The sequence below is a fragment of the Olivibacter sp. CPCC 100613 genome, assembly GCF_036959255.1.
Lineage (GTDB): Bacteria > Bacteroidota > Bacteroidia > Sphingobacteriales > Sphingobacteriaceae > Olivibacter.
On the sequence record NZ_JAWMTI010000003.1, the window covers coordinates 396,897 to 416,848 of the forward strand.

Genomic DNA, 19,952 nt, shown 5'->3' on the forward strand with positions numbered 1-19,952 from the left:
ACAATAAAGTTAAAGCCTAATATAAACAGTATAGTGATAGAAAAAAGTTATCAACAAAAATAATCGTTGCATCACCAACAAATTTTACATTAACATGAGTATTTCACTGTTACGTAATTGTCCGTCGATAACTAGTTGGGCTGACATTGGTATATCTTTTAAAATACTTCCCAAAAAAGGACATATCACTGAAATTGAGAAAATCAGCCACTTCTATGACCGTTAGAGAAGGTATACTTAGTAAACTTTTTGCTTCCATAATGACCATCTCAGCGATAATGGCGCTAGCAGTTTTGCCTGACACATCTTTTGTGACTTCGGAAAGGTACTTTGGTGTTATGAAAAGTTTTTTAGCATAAAAATCGACACTTCGCTCCTCCTTGAAATGATCGGCAACCAATTTTGTAAAGCGAAGCATAATATCCTCTTTCCGAGATACTTTCCTGTTTTTTTCTTTTATATATTTCCGATATAAAAAGGCGTATTCATACATAAAAGCTAAAAAGCTGTGTTTTACAACAGCGTCGTTCATATTTACATCTTCAACATGGTTCCGTAGGAGCATCACCTCTATAAGATTGTTCAACGTTTTGATCTCATGTAATGCCAAATTATATAATGGCATGCCTGAAACTGATAAATCGTATACATCTTGATGAAATTCCCTAATATTTGCATTTACTAAAAACGATGATTTATACAAGATAGCATAAAATTTACAATCGTCACTAATCGAAATCAACCGTTTAATCATATTAGGAGCAAATGCCAACAAATTATTTTTTTCTAAGCGAAAATGTTGCAAATTTAAGTTGATATCGATCGCACCTTCATGAACTATCAATACGGCAAAAAAATCGGATTTGAAAGGGTTAAAAATATCATAGGGTTCAAATTCCTTTGAACTCAACAGACGCTTATTGATATGGAAAACGATAAACTCTCTTGAATCATCTTCAGAAAGATGGTGCGAAGTGATTTGAGGCAATTTCTTTTTCATATGATAGTATAACTTGAAGCCACGCTCGTGCTTCTTGTAAACTATAGCAGCAAACTACGGGTAACTTTTCTATCAAATGTTATCCAACCCGGATAATTTATTGTCTTGTTACCAATAGCAATAGTTGGTTTTAACTTGATAGTTAGTATGCTTTCCTGTTCTGTCTCTTTTCCGGAAATAAAATCAGAAATTTCCTGCAATACCGACCCATTTGATAGTAAACCATAAACATTGGCGTCAATTAAAACCGGAATTTCCGCAGATTCACCGGGTTTCACCTTTATCTGTTGATTTACTAATCCGGTAGCCAACTCTTTATCCTTCATAAGGAGCTGATATTGAAACTGATTGATCCCTGCCAAATTTGTAGTCGGATTCGTAATTTTCAAGTGGAGCACGCCTTTTAAAGGTATTTCCTTCCGCAACATTCCCATAGCTACCCCCCCCATGCTACGCGTATCTATATTTCCTGACTGCAGTAATTTAACCACATCTGTACCTGCTAAAAAGACGCTGTCCACACTTTTCACTTCGTATTTGCACTCTTCTAAAGCTTTAATTTGTTTAGCCTGTTGATTAATACCACAGGAACTGAATATCAAAAGCGATATTGCTAATAGTAACTTATTCATCCTAAAATTTCTTGTTAGCCGATAACAAAAGTAAGTTATTGAAATGACAATTAAGGTTAACATTTGTTAAACAGTCTCATATGAAAAATAAAAGTGCTAATCTAAATAGGCTCCCTGTCTCACTAGAAGAGCTCGGTACTTATTAAAAATCGCAGATTTGGAGACAAACCCCATGTAACGATCATCATTGTCCAACACCGGTAAAATCCAAATATCTTCACGGTCCATTTTCCTCATAACATCGTACATATTAGCATTCATTCGAACTACGTCTATAGGTGCCTGCGCCAGCTCCTTCATCGTTTTATCCGTTATTTCTTCTCCCATAAGAATGCTAAATAAACGTTCGCTGTATATGACGCCCAACAATTTCCGCTCTCCATCCACCACCGGAAAAATGTTCCTTTTGGTATGAATAATATCTGATCTCCGGTCGGTTGGCTTTTCATCGGGATGCAATACGGTAAAGTTAGTTTCCAAGATATAACGCAATTTCATCATTCTCAATACTGTTTTATCTTTATCTTCATGAGAAAGCCAGTCGCCATGGAGTGCTAAATTTTTTGTATAGATTGAATATTTAACCGCGGCACGATTAATAAAATAAGAGATAGCCGACACAATCATAAGCGGCACCATTAAGGTGTAACCACCGGTTATTTCAGCGATTAGAAATATCGCGGTCAAAGGAGCATGCATAATGCCACTTAAGGCAGCTGCCATACCGGCAACAATAAAATTAGCTTCCGTAAGATATGTTAACCCTGTTAGGTTGATACCATGTGCAAAAACAAAGCCGAGAAATCCTCCCATAACTAGGCTTGGCCCAAAAGTTCCACCGTTTCCTCCGCTATTAAGTGTAATGAGGGTACCAAAGGATTTAGCAAAAACGGTCACTACGCCATAAACAACAACCATCCACCCAACATGTTTATAGTCAGCGAAGATGCTATTGGCCAATAACGAATTTGCTTTACCCGACAGGAGCTGTTGAATAGCAATATAGCCTTCGCCATATAAGGCAGGAAAAACGAATATCAATACACCCAAACTGAGCCCTCCCAACCAAACTTTATGATAAGGATTTTTCACTGCAGAAAACCAAGCCTTAACCCAGCCATCAACTTTGGTAAAATAAATGGAAAAAAGTCCAATAAGCGCTCCTAACAACACATAGAAAAATAAAGCCTGCAAGACCCAGTCGTCAGATACTAAATAAAATAATGGTTCACTATATAATACCCGCGAAACTACCGAGGCGGTAGCTGCAGCCATAAGTAAGGGAATAAAAGCAGGTATAGAAAACTCCGGCAATAAGATTTCTATTGCAAATACCATACCTGCTACCGGGCTGTTAAAAGCACCCGCTATACCGGCAGCCGCACCGCAAGCCAGTAACATCGTCACTTCGCGATAACTTAATCCAAAAAATCTAGCAACGTTGGAGCCGATTGCAGATCCGCTGTAAGCAATGGGGGCTTCCAATCCAGCCGATCCACCAAAGCCTACCGTCAGGGCTGACGTAATAATTTGAGAATATACGTTGTGATTTTCAATGCGACTCGACTTCCTCGAAATGGCGTATAATATCGGTGCGATGCCATGTTCAAATTTTCCTTTCCGAATAAAACGTCGAACATAAATAACGGTTAGCAATATTCCGATGAGGGGAAAAAACAGGTACAGGTAATATTTATATTCTGATTGTACATCATTCTGAAGAAATGCAGCAATGCCATGCGTGAGCGCCTTTAGCCCAGCAGCAGCCAAACCGCCAATTAGTCCGACCACGACTGCTAGGATTACTAAAAAATTTCGATTGGAAATTTTTTGAATACGCCATTGGTTGATTTTGTAAATAATACCCTTCCGTGCTGCCAAAATATTATTTTATTTTTATTACCCTAATATAGTCAATATATGCGCTTTTTTCGCGAGACCGTCGAATACGAACCGGGTTATTATTTGCTACAATAAGCTTTAGTTCTTGTTCGCCTTTATCTAATTTAGCAACTACTTTATTACTGAAGCCCCAGTCGGACCATTCTCCACTCCCCCTTTGCGGAAAAACCACCGCACCCAATGATTGTTGCGCATGTTCAAGGAAAGCCGCCGCACATTTGTTGCCTGCTCCTATGGAACCATTCCCATTGGCATATCGAAAATCAATGGCATAAACGCCCGTATCAGGCACATTGACCGTAAAATTTAATGAATCATTCCCGGGAAGAGACAAATCGACAAAACCTTTACCCGAATATCCTTCCACCTGTTCTTTTGATACTTTGCCAAAATTTTCTATTTCAATTACCTGCTCTGCCTCAGGTGAATATACCATATAAGGAGCACTTGCAAATGACTCTATACCTGCTGAATCAAGTGCAATTATTTGATATTCGGCAAACTCGTTTTGATTGATATTAATTTCATTACGATCAATTAATGTTTGCATTGCTCCATTTTTTAACACTTTATAATTGGCAGCACCCTCAATGATGCGCCACTTCAACTTACCATTGTCATAACTAAGTGCGGGCATATCAATGGCAAAACGATTTGGTGTTGAGTGAATTTCTCCCTTAGGGATTTGATTATCTCCTAATATAATGGTAAGACTGTGCTCTCCACTGATATCTCCTGGAAGAAAGGCTTCTTCTAGCTCTCTTCCATCAAGTGTAACAGAAGTTATGACATTGCCATAACCACTTGATGTAATATCCAAAATGGCGTTCCGATACTTGAAATTGGTCAACCTTCTTTCGCCTCGTAGATTTTTAGGAATATAAGGTTTTAATCGTAGCCCATCGGGTTCAAATTGAAATCCGAAAAAAACCTGATAAATTAAGCCCAAATTTCCTGACAAACTACTAAGTGCCGCATCTTCATTGGCTAAAATCGGTTCATAATTACCATTATCAGCTCTAAAAGCCGCCTTATTGGTAAGATACATAGCAGATGCCCTATATATAGCAGCTAAACTAGCCAACGTCGACCGCTCATTATGTACCTTTGCAGCCGCTATGGCTATATAACTTTGCACAAACGGCCAAATAGCGTTGTTTTGGTAGCTGGGAATAAAGGTTGTTTGCGGATAAATACAAGCTATCCCAAAAGGTAAGACAGGCACATTTTCCATAATTGCTTTCTGACGATCTTCATCGGCTACATCGTATAAGACTGCTAACGCTAGCCCCAGTGCATCTGAACGCTCTGAAGTTATTTTATTCACTCTTCCATAGAGGTATTGGGCATAGCTTGACTTATTGTCTATCCATAGTTGTTTATTAATACCCGTTTTTAAACTATCTGCCCATACCTTGTATTTCATCCCTTCTGCACTTTTCGATAGCTGCTTGGCCATAGCAGAAAGGCTATTTAAAGCACCGTAATGAATGGCGTTTGTACTGATTGCCATAGATTCATAGATATCTGTTGGCTGCATCCATTTCGGATAACTTTGCTCGCGCTGATTTAAAAAACTAGACTCTCCGCGCATGAGCCCTTTGTCCGCATCGAATACCAGCAAGCGATCCTCCTCCAATGATTTTTTTGCAATCTCATAACAGGTTTTCAACCAATTTACGTCACCGGTTACTTTATATACTTCCCAAGATGCAATCACCCAAAGAGCTCGATCCGTAGAAATTGGATAGGAACCACCTGTTCCATCACTTTGATGCAAGGCATTGTCTTGAACCTGTCGCATCAAAATCTTCTTAGCTAATTCGGGTGCAATCGTCGCCAACGAAAGAATAATGCTGTTATTAATCTGATTTCCGTTGTTATTAAACCAATTTTTGTCAACTAATAGGGTGCTGTCTGGCTTTACTTTTTCTATAAGTTCCGCCAAAGCCATATTATGTAAAGCATCCGAAAGCGGATAAGGAGACGAGTAGGCTGGAAATGAACTGATATCTTGCGTTAACTTCCAACGTTGCCGATCGCCTTTCTTATCAAGGGGATTAATGGTTAACGTGATTTCATAGATATGATCCCCATCGTGATCTTTCATTTCAAGTTCAGGATGATTGACCAAATTGTCAAAGTCCCACAAAAGAGGCTTTATATTACCAGCTACATAAACGCGACTAAAGTCCTCTTTATAGATTTTTACGCCATTAAAATTTGTATAGAATCCTTCTTTTTCAAACGCAGTGAAAACCTCTCTTAAATCAAGTTTGATTTTAATTTTTGCTCCTGACGCCAAATAGGCCTTAGAAGGCACGCTGGTCTCGTCTTTATAAGGTGTACCGAATTTAATAGTGACAATTTTTTCTGTCTTTTCAGTAGGTAGAACAACGACGGAATGATAAATCCCTGAAGGCAGTTCGTTATCTTTTCCATTTATACTGAATTTAAAATTTATGCGGGGACTGAGGGTGTCGTAGTACAGGCTTTTATAGTTACTCACAAGTTCTTGTGGCGACACCGCCTTTGCTTCAAATGTCCCCTGGACGACTCTGTCTCCATACAAAACAAATGCTTCCGATTCGAAAATTTCTTTTTTATTGAAATTTCCGCTACATGCTGTTAAAGTAGATAAGATGGAAACAATAAAGGCAAGATACTTAGATCTTCTATTCATTTTATTAATTAATAGCTTGATTATCCAAGGGATGGTGGTTCTAAAGAAGAATACCACTGCGGATAAGCAGATCTCAAAAATTCGCTGCAAACCTACGTAAAATTCATGTACAATCAAACCCATCAAATTTGTTAACTTTGTTTAACATTGATTTCTATTGAGTGCGAACACTACTATTGAGATTCAATCTGATAATCAACGATTGTTTTCGTTGATTATCTGTTCTAAAGAGCTTTTATCAATACAAGTCCTTTTAAAAAAAGTTTTAGGAATATTCAATTTACAGCGCCACATCCATGTCCAATTTGAATCCCGATTTTATATACCTTGATTATTGCGCCACCACACCTGTTGATCCGGCCGTTTTACAGCGAATGCTCCCCTATTTCAGCGAAGCTTACGGAAATGCCTCCAGTATTTATCACAAACTTGGCAGAAAATCCGCCGAAGCAGTAGATCTCGCAAGGGAACAAGTTGCAAGATTACTGCACGCCTCTCCTAAAGAAATTATTTTCACATCAGGTGCTACTGAAGCTATTAATCAAGCGATTAAAGGTATTTTATATCATTATCAGCGTATTGGAAAACATATTATTACCTGCTCAACTGAACATCCGGCAGTTTTGGATACTTGTTCTTTTTTAAGTAAACAGGGGGCTGAGATCACGATACTGAAAACGGATAGTCTTGGCAGGATTGTACTAGACGACTTGCGCCAATCCATAAGGCCCGACACGATCTTAATATGTCTTATGCTTGCCAATAATGAAACCGGTGTACTTCATCCGATAGAAGAAATCAGCGCTATTGCAAAAAAGAATAACATTTTATTTTTATGCGATGCTACACAAGCAGTTGGAAAAATCCCGATAAACGTTGTCGACCAAGGGATTGATATATTAGCGCTAAGTGCGCATAAAATCTATGGACCTAAAGGCGTTGGTGCACTATATATCAAACGGCGAAACAACCCCATTCAGATTGGGGCTCTTCTCCAGGGAGGAAAACAAGAGAATAGCCTTCGTGCAGGTACGTTAAATGTTCCGGGTATCGTGGGATTAGGTACTGCGGCCGAACTAGCAATCCAGGCCCAAAAGGAAGAATTCGAGAAATTGAAGCTACTTCGGGATTATCTGGAAACTTCTTTGCTTACACTTCCTCAAACACTATTAAATGGACATCGTCAACATCGGCTACCACATGTCGCAAACATCTGCTTCCGTTATATAAAAAGCGCAGAAATCATGACACAATTACCGCAACTTGCCCTATCGGCTGGCGCTGCCTGTGCTAGCGGAAGTAGAGAACCTTCCCATGTGCTTCTAGCAATGGGATTGCGTAAAGAAGATGCTGAAAGCTCCCTCCGTTTTAGTCTAGGCAGGTTTACAACGAAAGAACAGATCGATCATACTATCGACTTAATACGAACTACAGTAAATAAATTGAGAGCTGCTTCACCAATTTGGAATATGCATGAAGCGGGTTTACTCTGAGGAGTTAAACAGGCTATTATTAGACAGAGAAACTTTCACCGCACGCACACGTACGTGAGGCATTTGGATTAATAAAGTTAAATCCTTTACCTGTTAGTCCATCGCTATAATCCAATTTTGTTCCGGCCAGGTAAAGAAAAGACTTGATGTCTAATACGATTTTAACCCCTTTATCTTCAAAAGTCTGATCACCTGCACGTTCCTCATTATCGAAATCAAGCTTATAGGTGAGACCTGAACAACCACCACTTTCCACAGCAACCCGCACAAAATATGAGGCATCATATCTTTCCTCACGCAGAATCTCGTCGATCCTATTTTTTGCCTTATCAGTAACAGTTATCATATTATTAAAGTAAATAGTTCATCAAATATCGCGAATCCAATATAAAATAAAAAATTGATCGATCTATGCAAATAGAATATGACAAGGATTAGACATCGATAGTAAATGAACAATCCACTCCCTATCGTAAGAATAAATTCCAGAGACTTGGTCTCCAGTGGAAATACGTCTCTATTTTATTGGGGGAAATTGGCTTTTTTTTGCATAATTCGTTGACCACCGTCAATGTAAAATAATAGTGATTTCTCGACAGAATTTTATATTTTTCGGATATTTACGGCAAAATCAATCCAACATGGTGCATAGAGTATATTCAACAATCCTCCTAAACTTAATCTGTCTTTGCTTATTCGCTCAGAAAAAACCGTTAGATCACGGAGTCTACGATAATTGGCAAAGTATAAAATCATCAAAAGTGAGCTTGGACGGAAAATATATTATATATTGTATTACACCGCAAGAAGGCGATGCTCAGTCTATTATAAGTACATCTTCGGGCGAATTAATTTTGAATACACCACGGGGCGAAAATGGTATATTTACAGATAACGCGCTATATGCCATTATGACGATTAAACCCCCATTTGCAGAAACGAGACAAGCTAAGATAAAAAAGAAAAAAGAAAATGAAATGCCCAAAGACTCTTTGGCAATTATAACGCTGCTTGACAAAAGCATCTACAAAACAGCTAATGTCAGGTCTTTTAAATTAGCAGATGAATCGTCCGATTATATAGCATATTTGGAAGAAAAAAAGGATCCAAAAACGGATAGCCTGGACAAAGAAAGTAAAAACAAAGATAAAAAAACGGACGAGGCAGGAACATTGCATTTACGCAATTTAGCCACCGGGCAGGAGGAAGTTTTCGAGCAAGTGAATGATTATTATTTTGATAATACAGCTAGCTTGCTGGCTTTCGTACGGTCTGGAAAAAAAGAAAATCAACTAAATAACGAAGGACTGTTTCTCTACTCTATTCGGGATAAGAAGCTCAAACAGATCAGTAAAGGACATGGAACCTATCGTCAGATAACCTTCGATCAAAACGGTACTCAATTGGCTTTTACGGCTGAAAAAAGTCCTGAAAAAGCGCTTCAGAAACCTTACAGTCTATATTATTATACACCAGAACGGGACACCGCCAACGTTATAGCTAATGTCAGTAGCACAGGTATGCCTACCAATTGGAATATCAGTGGAGATGGTAATTTGCGTTTCAGTAAAAATGGCGAAAAGCTCTTCTTCGGAATCGCTCCTATCCCACAAGTAAAGGACACCACAATCGTTGATTTCGAGGTAGCCAATGTAGATATTTGGAATTGGAAAGACGATTATTTACAACCGCAACAATTAGTAAATCTAAAGAAAGATTTGGCCAAGAGCTATTTGAGCGTAATTTATCCAAAAAGAAGTAGCATTGTTATACCACTCGCTTCCTTAGCGATTCCCGATATAGATTTAACAGATAATGCTGATAATATCTATGCGCTTGGAAGTACTAACACCGGGAAAAGAGTTTCCGCCCAATGGGAAGGAAGTACCAAACAGGATTTTTATTTAATTTCTACAGTAGACGGGAGCAAAATACAGATCGCATCAAATGTCTACGGGCAAGTTTATTTTTCACCGCTTGGCAATTATGCGGTTTGGTATGATATGGTTAGCCAGCAATGGGCATCATATGATGTAAACACACGTTCAATGAAAATACTGAATACCGACTTGCCGGTAAGTTTTGCGGACGAAGATAATGATTCACCTACTTTTGCCCATCCATATGGTATTGCTGGTTGGACAGCAGAAGATAAAGAAGTCTTAATTTACGACAAGTACGATATTTGGAGTTTTGATCCAAAAGGAGAAGATAGACGCCTGTTGACCAATGGCGCGGGAAGAAGTACAAAAACTACATTTAGGTATGTGGAGGTTGTTCCAAAAACAGGAGTAAGAAAACATGACAAGTCTATTATAATCGATACGAAAGAAGCGTTTTTAGTTAGTGCTTTTAATCATGTCAATAAAAATGGGGGTTGGTTCGAAACCAATCCTCGTAACAAAAAAGATCCGAAGGAACTCATTATGTCTCCTTATACATACAGGAATGTATTAGGAAGTATGGATAAAAAACTGATTATTTACACGAAAGAGAATTACGAGGAATCACCGGATTTATACTGTAGCGCTTCCGAATTCAAAAATGAAACGAGGTTAAGTACTATTAATCCACAACAAAAACAATACATTTGGGGTACCGCTGAGTTGGTGAAGTGGACAACACCTGCAGGACACGAAGCTACCGGAATCCTTTATAAACCCGAGGATTTCAGTGAAGCAAAAAAGTATCCAATGATAACCTACTTCTACGAGAAGCTATCAGATGGTCTGCACACTTATATTCCACCCGCTCCAACGCCTTCCCGACTCAATATTAGCTATTTCGTAAGTAATGGATACCTGGTATTTGCACCTGATATCAATTATGAAATAGGGCATCCCGGAAAATCGGCTGAGGAATATATTAACTCGGGCGTCAAAGAGCTGGCTAAATTCCCGTGGGTAGATGAAAAGCACCTGGGAATACAGGGACAAAGTTGGGGTGGCTATCAGGTAGCACATCTAATTACGCGCACAGATATGTATGCCGCAGCTTGGGCCGGCGCTCCTGTAGTTAATATGACTTCCGCCTACGGAGGCATTCGATGGTCTACCGGCCTTAATCGACAGTTTCAATACGAAAAGACGCAGAGTCGTATAGGAAAAGATTTATGGGAAGGTTATGATCTTTACATAGAAAATTCTCCGCTTTTTCATCTCAAGGCCGTTAATACGCCCGTTGTCGTTATGGCAAATGATAATGATGGTGCTGTTCCATGGTATCAAGGAATAGAAATGTTCACAGCGCTTCGTCGCCTCAACAAGCCAGTTTGGCTACTCAATTATAACGGAGAAGAACACAATTTGGTTAAAAGGCAGAATCGAAAGGATATTCAGATTAGAGAGCAACAATTTTTTGACCACTTCCTGAAAGGAAAACCTGCGCCTGTTTGGTTAGAAAGCGGTGTGCCTGCCACATTAAAAGGGGTTGATTGGGGTTTTGATTTAGTTAACTAAATCAAAACTCCAGCTCGTTTCTGAAATACAACAGATCGTTTTTTGTTTAAGGGGGTTATATGGGGTTATATACGGTTGCCCCCTTTTCTTTTAAAAACTAACAACCCGCACCTTTGGAGCAGCCTCAATTATCTTCGCACTCAGCTTCTCTTCATATTGTTTAAAATTTGCGGCAAAGGCTTCTGCTAACTTATTAGCTTGCGTAAAATAAGCATCTTTGTCTTTCCAACTATCCCTCGGACTCAAAATATCGCTCGGCACGTTCGGGCAGCTTTTTGGATAAGCAAGTCCGAAGACCAAATGATTCTGGTAATCAACCGTATCCAACTCACCATTTAAAGCGGACTGAATCAGATTTCGTGTATAAACCAGAGGAATTCGTTTACCTACTCCATAAGCCCCGCCTATCCACCCCGTATTCACTAACCAAGTCTGAACCTGGTGTTTCTCCAACTTTTCACCTAAAATAGTTGCATATTTTGCGGGATGTAGAGGTAAAAAGGCTTTTCCGAAACATGCAGAGAAAGTCGCTGTTGGCTCAACAATGCCAGCCTCTGTACCAGCTACTTTAGCAGTATAACCAGATATAAAATGGTACATCGCCTGCGCTATATTCAGTTTGGAAATCGGAGGTAGAACACCAAAAGCATCGGCTGTAAGGAAAAAAATATTTTTTGGATGTCCAGCGATTCCCGGCTCAATGGCTCCTTTTATAAAGTGAACAGGATAAGCCGCTCTCGTATTTTCTGTTTTACTAATATTTTGATAATCTGGTGTACATGACACCCCTGACATACAGACATTTTCAAGCAATGTACCAAATCTAATTGCATTAAAAATCTGTGGTTCCTTTTCTTCTGTTAAACCAACGCATTTGGCATAACAACCACCTTCAAAGTTGAATATAAGCTCGTCGCTCCACCCATGCTCATCATCTCCTACCAACATTCGCTTTTCGTCAGCCGACAAGGTTGTCTTACCCGTACCCGATAAACCAAAAAACAATGCGGTATCTCCACCTTCGTTACCAACATTCGCGGAACAATGCATCGATAAAATGCCTTTTTCGATTGGTAAAAGGTAATTTAGAATGGAAAATATGCTTTTCTTAATTTCTCCGGTATAGCCGGTCCCCCCAATAAGTACGACTCGTTCCGTAAAATTAATGATCACAAAATTCTTATTTTTAACGCCATCAATAGCGGGATCAGCTTCGAAACTAGGAATCGCCAGGATCGTCCAATCAATGGATGACAGCTTTTCCTCCAAAGATGGTCTCATAAATAAGTGATGTGCAAAAATATTTTGATAAGCGGATTCTGTAATCACTCTTAGTGTCAAACGATGTTTTTTTTCCGCGCAAACATACCCATCACGTACATAAAGATTTATATGCGTTATATAGTCCCGCATTTTTGCCGACAACCGCTCGTAATACTTTGGTTCCAACGCTTGATTAATATCTCCCCACCAAATTGTATCTCTTGTTTTATCATCATATATTATATAACGATCCTTGGGCGATCGACCTGTAAATTTCCCCGTATCTGCAGCCAATGCACCGCAATCTGTTAACACTCCTTCTTGGTTTAGGATTGCATGTTCAATTAATGTTGGAACTGGTAATTGATAAAATATTTTTCCCTTTGGGTAAATTTTTTGATTTCCTAAATCCAGCGAGTTAGAAATAGTAGAGTTCATATTAACTTGTTTTGTTGAATTTTAGGTCAAAACTACGTATTAAAAGAGATTAAAAAAATCACAAAATCACTAATAATCAACATCTTGTACAAGATACACTTTCAATTTATACGTTATATTCACTTAATACATAAGTACTTATATAAAAGAAATTCCATCATATTTTTATTAAAATTTTAATAAAAAACATTCAAAAAACCATACTGAATTTAACATAACAGCAAAAAAAAACAGAGATAGCCATCTTTATAACAAAAAATAAGAAAAATAAGCTGCATCAGAACTCATATTTAACTTTTCATTTAATTTTTTTTACTATATTCAGCCATCGAAGAAACACAAACGGGAAGGATCATGAATCTATACACCATTGATGCGGGGTTATTTAAATTGGATGGCGGCGCCATGTTTGGAGTGGTACCAAAAAGCATATGGCAGCGCACAAACCCATCGGATGAAAACAACTTATGTACTTGGGCAGCTCGACTTTTATTAATCGAAACAGCCGATCGATTAATTTTGATAGATACTGGTTTGGGCAATAAACAAGACGCCAAGTTCTTCAGTCATTATCAGCCCCACGGATGCAAAATCGATGATTCTTTGGCAAAACATGGCTTTCAAAAAAGCGATATCACCGACGTGCTTTTGACCCATCTTCATTTTGATCATGTTGGTGGCGCCATTGAAAAGCAGGGGAACGAACTTATACCTGCTTTTGAAAATGCGATATATTGGACGAACCAGAAACATTGGGAATGGGCAATTCATCCAAATGATAGAGAACGGGCTTCGTTTTTGAAAGAAAATATTTTACCACTTCAAGATGCCGGCAAACTGCAATTTATTGATGAAAACAACGGGGTATATTTTATAGAAGCAATTCAGATTCGATTTGTTTATGGCCATACAGAAGCTATGATGTTACCCCAAATTAATTATAAGGGGAGAACAATTCTTTATATGGCCGATTTATTGCCGTCTGTTGGGCATATCCCCATACCTTATGTCATGTCGTACGATATGTTTCCCTTAAAAACGTTGCAAGAGAAAAAAGCGATATTGGAGGAGGCTTTAGTGAATAACTATATTTTGTTTTTAGAACACGATCCATTAATAGAATGTTGCACACTTAAACAAACCGAAAAAGGGATAAGGTTGGACAGGACCTTTAAATTGCAAGATATATAAAACTGTTCCACTTCTACTCGTAATCAAGACGATTGAAAAAGCAAAATGTCAACTATTGGTATCATTATTTGAGCGGTTCTTATCCTGATCCTGAAAATCTTCCAAATCTGTTTTATCCCAAAAGGGCACATTTATATGAATAGCGGCTTTCGCTATTACATAGGCCGCTGTTGGTGCAGTTAACGCTATAAAGAACATAATACCAAGCCCTTTTAATAATACTTCGATATTATTAAAATAAAATACAGCTGCAGTTATAATCAAAAGTACGCCAAGTGTTGAGTTCTTTGTAACAGCTGACAGTCTACTATAAAAGTCGGGTAACCGCAATAAACCGATTGCTGAAACAAACATCGTTAGGGAGCCAAGTACAATTAAGAAAGCGCTTATAAGCAACGTTAAATCATTCATGTTTTTTTTGATTTACAAGGTAATAGGCAAACGATATTGCCCCTAGAAATGCGATCAGCGAAAAAACTAAGGCAACATCAAAAAAGATGAGCTTATCCGTGTACATTACATATATTACTAATAAGCCAATTAAATAGGCAGCTATCAGATCTAAAGCAGATAGTCGATCTGCCACACTCGGCCCGACAATAAATCGATATAATGCCAATAATACAGAAAGTGCTAGTAAGCAGACACAAAACAGTAAGATGTATGAAAAAATAGTCATCGTTTTTTCGTTTTATTTATTTCTTTGGACTTGTCGCTCATCTTTGAGGCGGCCCGGGGTATTTTGACATCTTTGGATAGGGCGGTAATCTGAAGCAATTTCTTTTCAAATCCCTCCTGCATATGGTACTTGAAGCTTGACAACGATCCACCTTCCAAGTAAATGGTATGCACAAATAAATACCGTTTATCTTCAGAAATCCCAACAATCAAAGTGCCCGGAGTAAGATTTGAAATATTAGTAAGAATCATCACATCCATATCGGACTGAAGTGTTAAAGGCACCTTTACCACGGCCGGTTGTATGTTAATTCTTGGTGTAATAATTTCTTTTGTTAGCCGCACGTTGGAGCGGACAAATTCTTTTATAAAATATCTCAGCAAGCGCATTAATTGAATCACCAACGTAAAATAACGACGGTGAAAGACAGACAATACCAACCAAAACATGGTATAGAAAAAAAGGAAAGCAAATACGGCGCCTCCTGCTGTCTCAGGTACAAAGGAAATTTTTTCAAGCACCAAATAGCTTCCATAAAAGCTGAATAGCAGATGTATAACAAATAAAATCACCATATCATCTTTATTAAGGAATTCATACGTTGTTTCCCATGTTAATAAATTCATCGCTGCATCACAGCCTTAATATAGCTGCTAGGCATCAATATTTGTTCCGCAGCCTTTTGTGTATACTCGATTAGCCAAGACGGATTAAAACTAATCCATAAGGTTACAAAAAACAAAAAAATGCTGGCCACATATACATGATAATATTGTTTTAGAAAAACACGTTCCGGGATTAATTGTTGCGATTTAACATCAAGTTTTGTTAAGAAACATTTTTTCCAAATGCGTATCATCGAGTATAAGGTTAATAAACTTGTTATTAACAATAGAGCAACGGATCGATATTCATGTGCTAGCAATCCTGCATCAACCAACATAAGCTTAGCCCAAAAACCCGAGAATGGCGGTATTCCAACCAGTGCCAGTATAAGGATAAAAAAGAGAAAAGACAAACAAGGAAAGTGATCGTATAGCCCACTGATCTCTTTCATCCGATAAGAACCCGTTACTTTTCCTATAATACCCGCTGTAAAAAAGAGATTAGTTTTAACAAGCATATGGTGCAAAGTATAAAAAATAGCTCCAGCGATGGCCGCAGAGGTATATATGGCTAGACCATAGAGTATAAATCCTATTTTACTGATTAAGTTATAGGCCAACACTTTTCTTATATCCTGTTGAGCAATAGCTCCAAGCACACCAACCAGCATCGTAAGACAGGAGCTAATCAGCATAAAATCCTGTAAATATCGATATTGATGAAGAGGAAATAGGAGCGTAAAGGTTCGGATCATGGTATATACACCCACCTTTGTTAACAAACCGGCAATAATCGCCGTAACGGCTATAGGCGATGTATGGTAGGAAGCCGGTAACCAAAAATAAAACGGAAATAAGGCAGCTTTAATTCCAAAACTTACCAATAATAAAATAGCCGCAAGTTGTGTCACAGCTTGAAGAGCGGGGTCTCGCAAACTTTCAGCCAATGCAGCAAGATTTGTACTACCGGTTGTACCATAAAGTATGCCGATAGCCAGTAACAGGAAGGAGGAAGCAATAAAATTAATAATCACATATTTAATTCCCCCTTGTAATTGATCCCTTCTACTACCTAACGTTATAAGCACAAACGACGATATCAACATTACTTCGAACCACACATACAAGTTAAACAAGTCTCCCGTCAAAAAGGCCCCCGTTATACCGGCCAACATAAACATAAAAGCCGGGTAGAAACCGATTTGTTTCTTTTTCGTATTCATAACGTTAGAAAAAGAAAATAGAGCAGCACTAACCGAAAGCAAGGCTGTCATAGTTATCATCAAACCGGCAAATCGATCCGCAAGTAACGTAATACCGTACGGAGCTTCCCATCCACCAACCTGCATTGTTACGTATTCGTCATGCGCTAATATCCCTACCAGCTTAACGCCTCCGATCAAAGCAATTAGGCTCGAAGCCAAAACAACACCCCGCTGTACCTTCACTTGTTTGTAAAATAATAAACACAGCGTTCCTCCCAACATGAAGCTTAACAGTGGGACGATCATATAGTAAACAGAACCGGTGTTAAACATCATCTGTATCCGTTAAAGCATCTAAATTATTAGTATGACTGGTTTGATAGATTCTTTTGAGCAACACAATTACAAACGCCTGAACACCCAAACTGATCACTATAGCTGTAAGAATAAAAGCTTGAGGAACGGGGTCAGCCATACCATCTATGGGTACAGCACCTTGTTCTTTCGAAACAAAAGCTGGATGGCTGTCTATCAAACCACCTGCAACCAATAAAAAAAGATTGCAAGCGTTTCCAAACAGAATCACCCCCGTAATCAGTTTCATAAAACTTTTATGCAGCAACAGATAGACACCTGCTGCGAACAAAAAACCGATCAAAATTGAAATACCTATGATCATATTCTTATTTTTTAAAAATGGCAAAAGCAATTTTTAATATAGCTCCGGTTACCGCCATATAAACTCCTACATCAAATAATAGAACTGAACTTATTGTTCCTATACCCTTTATATTAATATCACTCCAGAGTGCATAAAAAAAACCACCAGCCAGGAATATCGATAAGGTAGCGGAAACAAAGCTGAGCAGCAAACCGCCTGCCGTTAAAATCATTGTATCAATTTTATATGTACGCTGGGTTGTTGATACCCCAAAAGCAATCATGTGAAAAATCAGTCCGATTGACAATACAAGAGCAGCTATAAAACCACCACCTGGACTGTCATGCCCCCTAAATAACAAGTATAACGAATAGATTAAAAAGATTGGCATCAATACTTTAACTGCAGCTTGCAAAATCGTGGTTCTCATAGCTTACGCTCCTTTGATTTTAAGTTAATAAGTGCAACAACACCTAATGCCGTCATACTTAACACAACCATTTCGCCAAAGGTATCGAATGCCCTAAAATCAACAAGCATGACATTTACCACATTTTCACCGTGCCCGCGTGGAATGCTATTTTGAATATAAAAATCTTTCAGTGCGGGATTTAAGGGATATTGTTGCACACTTATCAGAATAAAAGTCATGATAATACCAAACGCAATGGAAACACCGGTTATTAAAATTTTTCGCGGCTCTAACGGGAAGGTGGCGCTTTTTGGCAATCGGTTCAACACAATGGTAAAAATCACCAAAGTTATCGTCTCCACCAAAAATTGTGTCATCGAAACATCGGGAGCGCTAAATACCGCGTAAAACAAAGCAATCCCATATCCGACAAGACTCAAACAAACCAAAATACGTAAACGTGAGGAAGTCCTCAAAATGAACACCGTACCCGTAAAAATAAGAAGTAAAGGAAAAAATCCATAAACCTCGGAGAAAGTACCTCTCTTAATATCAAAATGAATTTCGGAAAAAAGTTGTCCTTCTATATACATCGAACTCAGCAAAATAATAAGCAGGATGAATATCACCTTTAAATAACGAGTCAAAAACCCATGCTGAAAAAACCGGGTTACCAACAAGGCAAATGATTGTAAACGAAATAAGATCACCTGATACATACGATCAAAAGAAAAGGAACGAACTTTACGAGCCTTTTGCTTAAACCGCCCCCCTGCTATATAAAAAATCAAGCCCGCTAACCAAGTTAGAATACTTAGGATAAAGGCGATATTAACCCCATGCCAAAACGATAGGTCGATTTCCTCCACACCGGACCCATTCATTGTTACCTTACTAACGGCGGTAAAAAACGCTTCCAAATAAACACCAATTAGCCCTAAACCAAGCCCGATGACCGCCAGCAGTACGGGTGGCACCCACATGATGACAGACACCTCTTTGATTCCTTGAGGCAAAACTGATTTACCAAAGAAGAGTCCGTAGGATAATTTTATCGCCAGCATAAAATAGATTGCATTGGTGAGAACAAAAACAGTCAGGAATGCACGCATATACCAAAAATCTCCTAATAAAGCCCCATACAATTGCTCCTTCACAACAAAACCTAACACTGGCGGCAGACCAGCAAGCGCTAATCCTGCTAATAAAGTAGCTAATCCAGTCAACGGCATGTGTCGATATAAACCGGACAACTTTCTTACATCTCTTGTGCCTACTTGTTTATCTACATTGCCCGCAACAAGGAATAAAACAGCTTTATAAAGCGCATGTACAGTTAGATAGAGTATTGCCCCTTGCAATGCCCGCTCCGTACCAATACCTATCAGCGCAACTAGCACCCCTAGCGTACTAATTGTTATTGAAGCCAATATACTCTTCAAATCGAAGGCCTTGATAGCATTAATAGCTCCTAATAGCATCGTGATTGACCCAATAAGCAACAAAACGGACTGCCACAACAAATCTGTTGAAAAAATAGGGTTTAGACGCAGTAGGAGAAATACACCTGCCTTCACCATCGTGGCCGAATGGAGGTAGGCGCTGACAGGACTGGGGGCTTCCATTGCATTCGGAAGCCAAAAATGAAAAGGAAATTGGGCCGACTTGGTAAAGCATCCGATCAAAATCAGCAATATGACTGCGTTCATACCCGTTAAACCCGGTGCCTTGCTAACGATTGTCGACAGATAAAAGCTATCATATTGATGGCCAAGAAGCAGTAATCCTGCAAAAAGTGCGAGACCTCCTAAGTTTGTAACCAATAAAGCCTGTAGAGCAGCATTGCGTGCTTTCTTTTTGTGACTATTATAAGTAATTAAAAAATAAGACGATATACTCGTCATCTCCCAAAACACATAAAGTAAAATCAAGTGATCGGAAAGGACAAGCCCTGTCATTGAAGTCAGAAATAGGATCAGGTAAAAGAAATAGCGATTAGCCATCAATTTCCCTCGCATGTATCCTATAGAATATAAAAGAATAAAAAAACCAAAAAGACTAATGAGTAAAGCAAAGAACAAGCTTAATCCATCTAAATAAAAACGGATATTCACACGAAGTTCAGGTACCCAGGAGACCATTTCTGCCACGTTGTCACCGCGAATAATCGCTTGGATATAGGTGCAGAAATAGGCGAATATGCCAAACACAAGCAACACGCCAAGTCCGCCCAAGATGCCAGGTTGGCACTTGTAAAAGAATAAGAATATAAAACTTAAAACAACAAGTATTGATAAAATTAGGATCATATGTATGTAAGGGACTAACGA

The 19,952-nt window shown here is 38.7% G+C and carries 16 protein-coding genes; 3 read left to right on the top strand and 13 right to left on the bottom strand.

Annotation, left to right across the window (positions count from 1 at the left end):
• Positions 1-109: 109 nt before the first annotated feature.
• The 4 genes from RYH73_RS12690 to RYH73_RS12705 form a co-directional block, all read right to left on the bottom strand.
• Positions 110-1,000 carry a helix-turn-helix domain-containing protein gene (locus RYH73_RS12690; protein ID WP_335313805.1) on the bottom strand — a complete coding sequence of 297 codons (891 nt, stop codon included), beginning with the start codon at positions 998-1,000 and terminating at the stop codon, positions 110-112.
• A gap of 41 nt (positions 1,001-1,041) precedes the next feature.
• The gene (locus RYH73_RS12695; RefSeq protein ID WP_335313806.1) at positions 1,042-1,632 is read right to left on the bottom strand and encodes an LEA type 2 family protein; all 591 of its coding nucleotides are present in this window, start codon (positions 1,630-1,632) and stop codon (positions 1,042-1,044) included.
• A gap of 96 nt (positions 1,633-1,728) precedes the next feature.
• On the bottom strand, positions 1,729-3,513 hold the full coding sequence (locus tag RYH73_RS12700) for a chloride channel protein (protein WP_335313807.1): 1,785 nt from the start codon (positions 3,511-3,513) through the stop codon (positions 1,729-1,731).
• 4 nt (positions 3,514-3,517) lie between these two features.
• Positions 3,518-6,217 (bottom strand): alpha-L-rhamnosidase-related protein, encoded by a 2,700-nt coding sequence (locus RYH73_RS12705; RefSeq protein WP_335313808.1) that lies wholly within the window; start codon positions 6,215-6,217, stop codon positions 3,518-3,520.
• 296 nt (positions 6,218-6,513) lie between these two features.
• Here RYH73_RS12705 and RYH73_RS12710 point away from each other — a divergent pair, with 296 nt between their 5' ends.
• Positions 6,514-7,710 carry a cysteine desulfurase family protein gene (locus RYH73_RS12710; RefSeq protein WP_335313809.1) on the top strand — a complete coding sequence of 399 codons (1,197 nt, stop codon included), beginning with the start codon at positions 6,514-6,516 and terminating at the stop codon, positions 7,708-7,710.
• A 19-nt stretch (positions 7,711-7,729) separates the two neighbouring features.
• Here the strand turns inward: RYH73_RS12710 and RYH73_RS12715 are convergent, their stop codons facing one another.
• Positions 7,730-8,056 carry a HesB/IscA family protein gene (locus RYH73_RS12715; RefSeq protein WP_335313810.1) on the bottom strand — a complete coding sequence of 109 codons (327 nt, stop codon included), beginning with the start codon at positions 8,054-8,056 and terminating at the stop codon, positions 7,730-7,732.
• Positions 8,057-8,351: 295 nt separating this feature from the next.
• Between RYH73_RS12715 and RYH73_RS12720 the strand changes: the two genes are divergently transcribed.
• Complete coding sequence (locus RYH73_RS12720) at positions 8,352-11,168, top strand: alpha/beta hydrolase family protein (RefSeq protein WP_335313813.1); 2,817 nt, start codon at positions 8,352-8,354, stop codon at positions 11,166-11,168.
• 90 nt (positions 11,169-11,258) lie between these two features.
• Here RYH73_RS12720 and pckA read toward each other — a convergent pair whose 3' ends face one another.
• Positions 11,259-12,869 carry a phosphoenolpyruvate carboxykinase (ATP) gene (pckA, locus tag RYH73_RS12725; RefSeq protein WP_335313814.1) on the bottom strand — a complete coding sequence of 537 codons (1,611 nt, stop codon included), beginning with the start codon at positions 12,867-12,869 and terminating at the stop codon, positions 11,259-11,261.
• Between the two features lie 354 nt (positions 12,870-13,223).
• Here pckA and RYH73_RS12730 point away from each other — a divergent pair, with 354 nt between their 5' ends.
• Positions 13,224-14,060 carry an MBL fold metallo-hydrolase gene (locus tag RYH73_RS12730; RefSeq protein ID WP_335313815.1) on the top strand — a complete coding sequence of 279 codons (837 nt, stop codon included), beginning with the start codon at positions 13,224-13,226 and terminating at the stop codon, positions 14,058-14,060.
• Between the two features lie 48 nt (positions 14,061-14,108).
• Here RYH73_RS12730 and mnhG read toward each other — a convergent pair whose 3' ends face one another.
• From mnhG to mbhE, 7 genes are read right to left on the bottom strand one after another with little or no spacing between them, the layout of a single operon-like run.
• Entirely contained in the window at positions 14,109-14,471 is a 363-nt protein-coding gene (gene mnhG / locus RYH73_RS12735) for a monovalent cation/H(+) antiporter subunit G (RefSeq protein ID WP_335313816.1), read from the bottom strand.
• Entirely contained in the window at positions 14,464-14,739 is a 276-nt protein-coding gene (locus RYH73_RS12740) for a monovalent cation/H+ antiporter complex subunit F (protein ID WP_335313817.1), read from the bottom strand. The genes mnhG and RYH73_RS12740 overlap by 8 nt, the downstream gene beginning before the upstream one ends.
• Positions 14,736-15,365 carry a Na+/H+ antiporter subunit E gene (locus tag RYH73_RS12745; protein ID WP_335313818.1) on the bottom strand — a complete coding sequence of 210 codons (630 nt, stop codon included), beginning with the start codon at positions 15,363-15,365 and terminating at the stop codon, positions 14,736-14,738. The genes RYH73_RS12740 and RYH73_RS12745 overlap by 4 nt, the downstream gene beginning before the upstream one ends.
• Positions 15,362-16,885 (bottom strand): proton-conducting transporter transmembrane domain-containing protein, encoded by a 1,524-nt coding sequence (locus RYH73_RS12750; RefSeq protein ID WP_335313819.1) that lies wholly within the window; start codon positions 16,883-16,885, stop codon positions 15,362-15,364. Before RYH73_RS12750 ends, RYH73_RS12745 begins: the two co-directional genes overlap by 4 nt.
• Positions 16,875-17,228 carry an NADH-quinone oxidoreductase subunit K gene (locus RYH73_RS12755; RefSeq protein ID WP_335313820.1) on the bottom strand — a complete coding sequence of 118 codons (354 nt, stop codon included), beginning with the start codon at positions 17,226-17,228 and terminating at the stop codon, positions 16,875-16,877. Before RYH73_RS12755 ends, RYH73_RS12750 begins: the two co-directional genes overlap by 11 nt.
• 4 nt (positions 17,229-17,232) lie before the next feature.
• Positions 17,233-17,640, bottom strand: a complete 408-nt coding sequence (locus tag RYH73_RS12760) for an MnhB domain-containing protein (RefSeq protein ID WP_335313821.1) — start codon at positions 17,638-17,640, stop codon at positions 17,233-17,235.
• Entirely contained in the window at positions 17,637-19,931 is a 2,295-nt protein-coding gene (gene mbhE / locus RYH73_RS12765; protein WP_335313822.1) for a hydrogen gas-evolving membrane-bound hydrogenase subunit E, read from the bottom strand. The genes RYH73_RS12760 and mbhE overlap by 4 nt, the downstream gene beginning before the upstream one ends.
• Between the last annotated feature and the right edge of the window lie 21 nt (positions 19,932-19,952).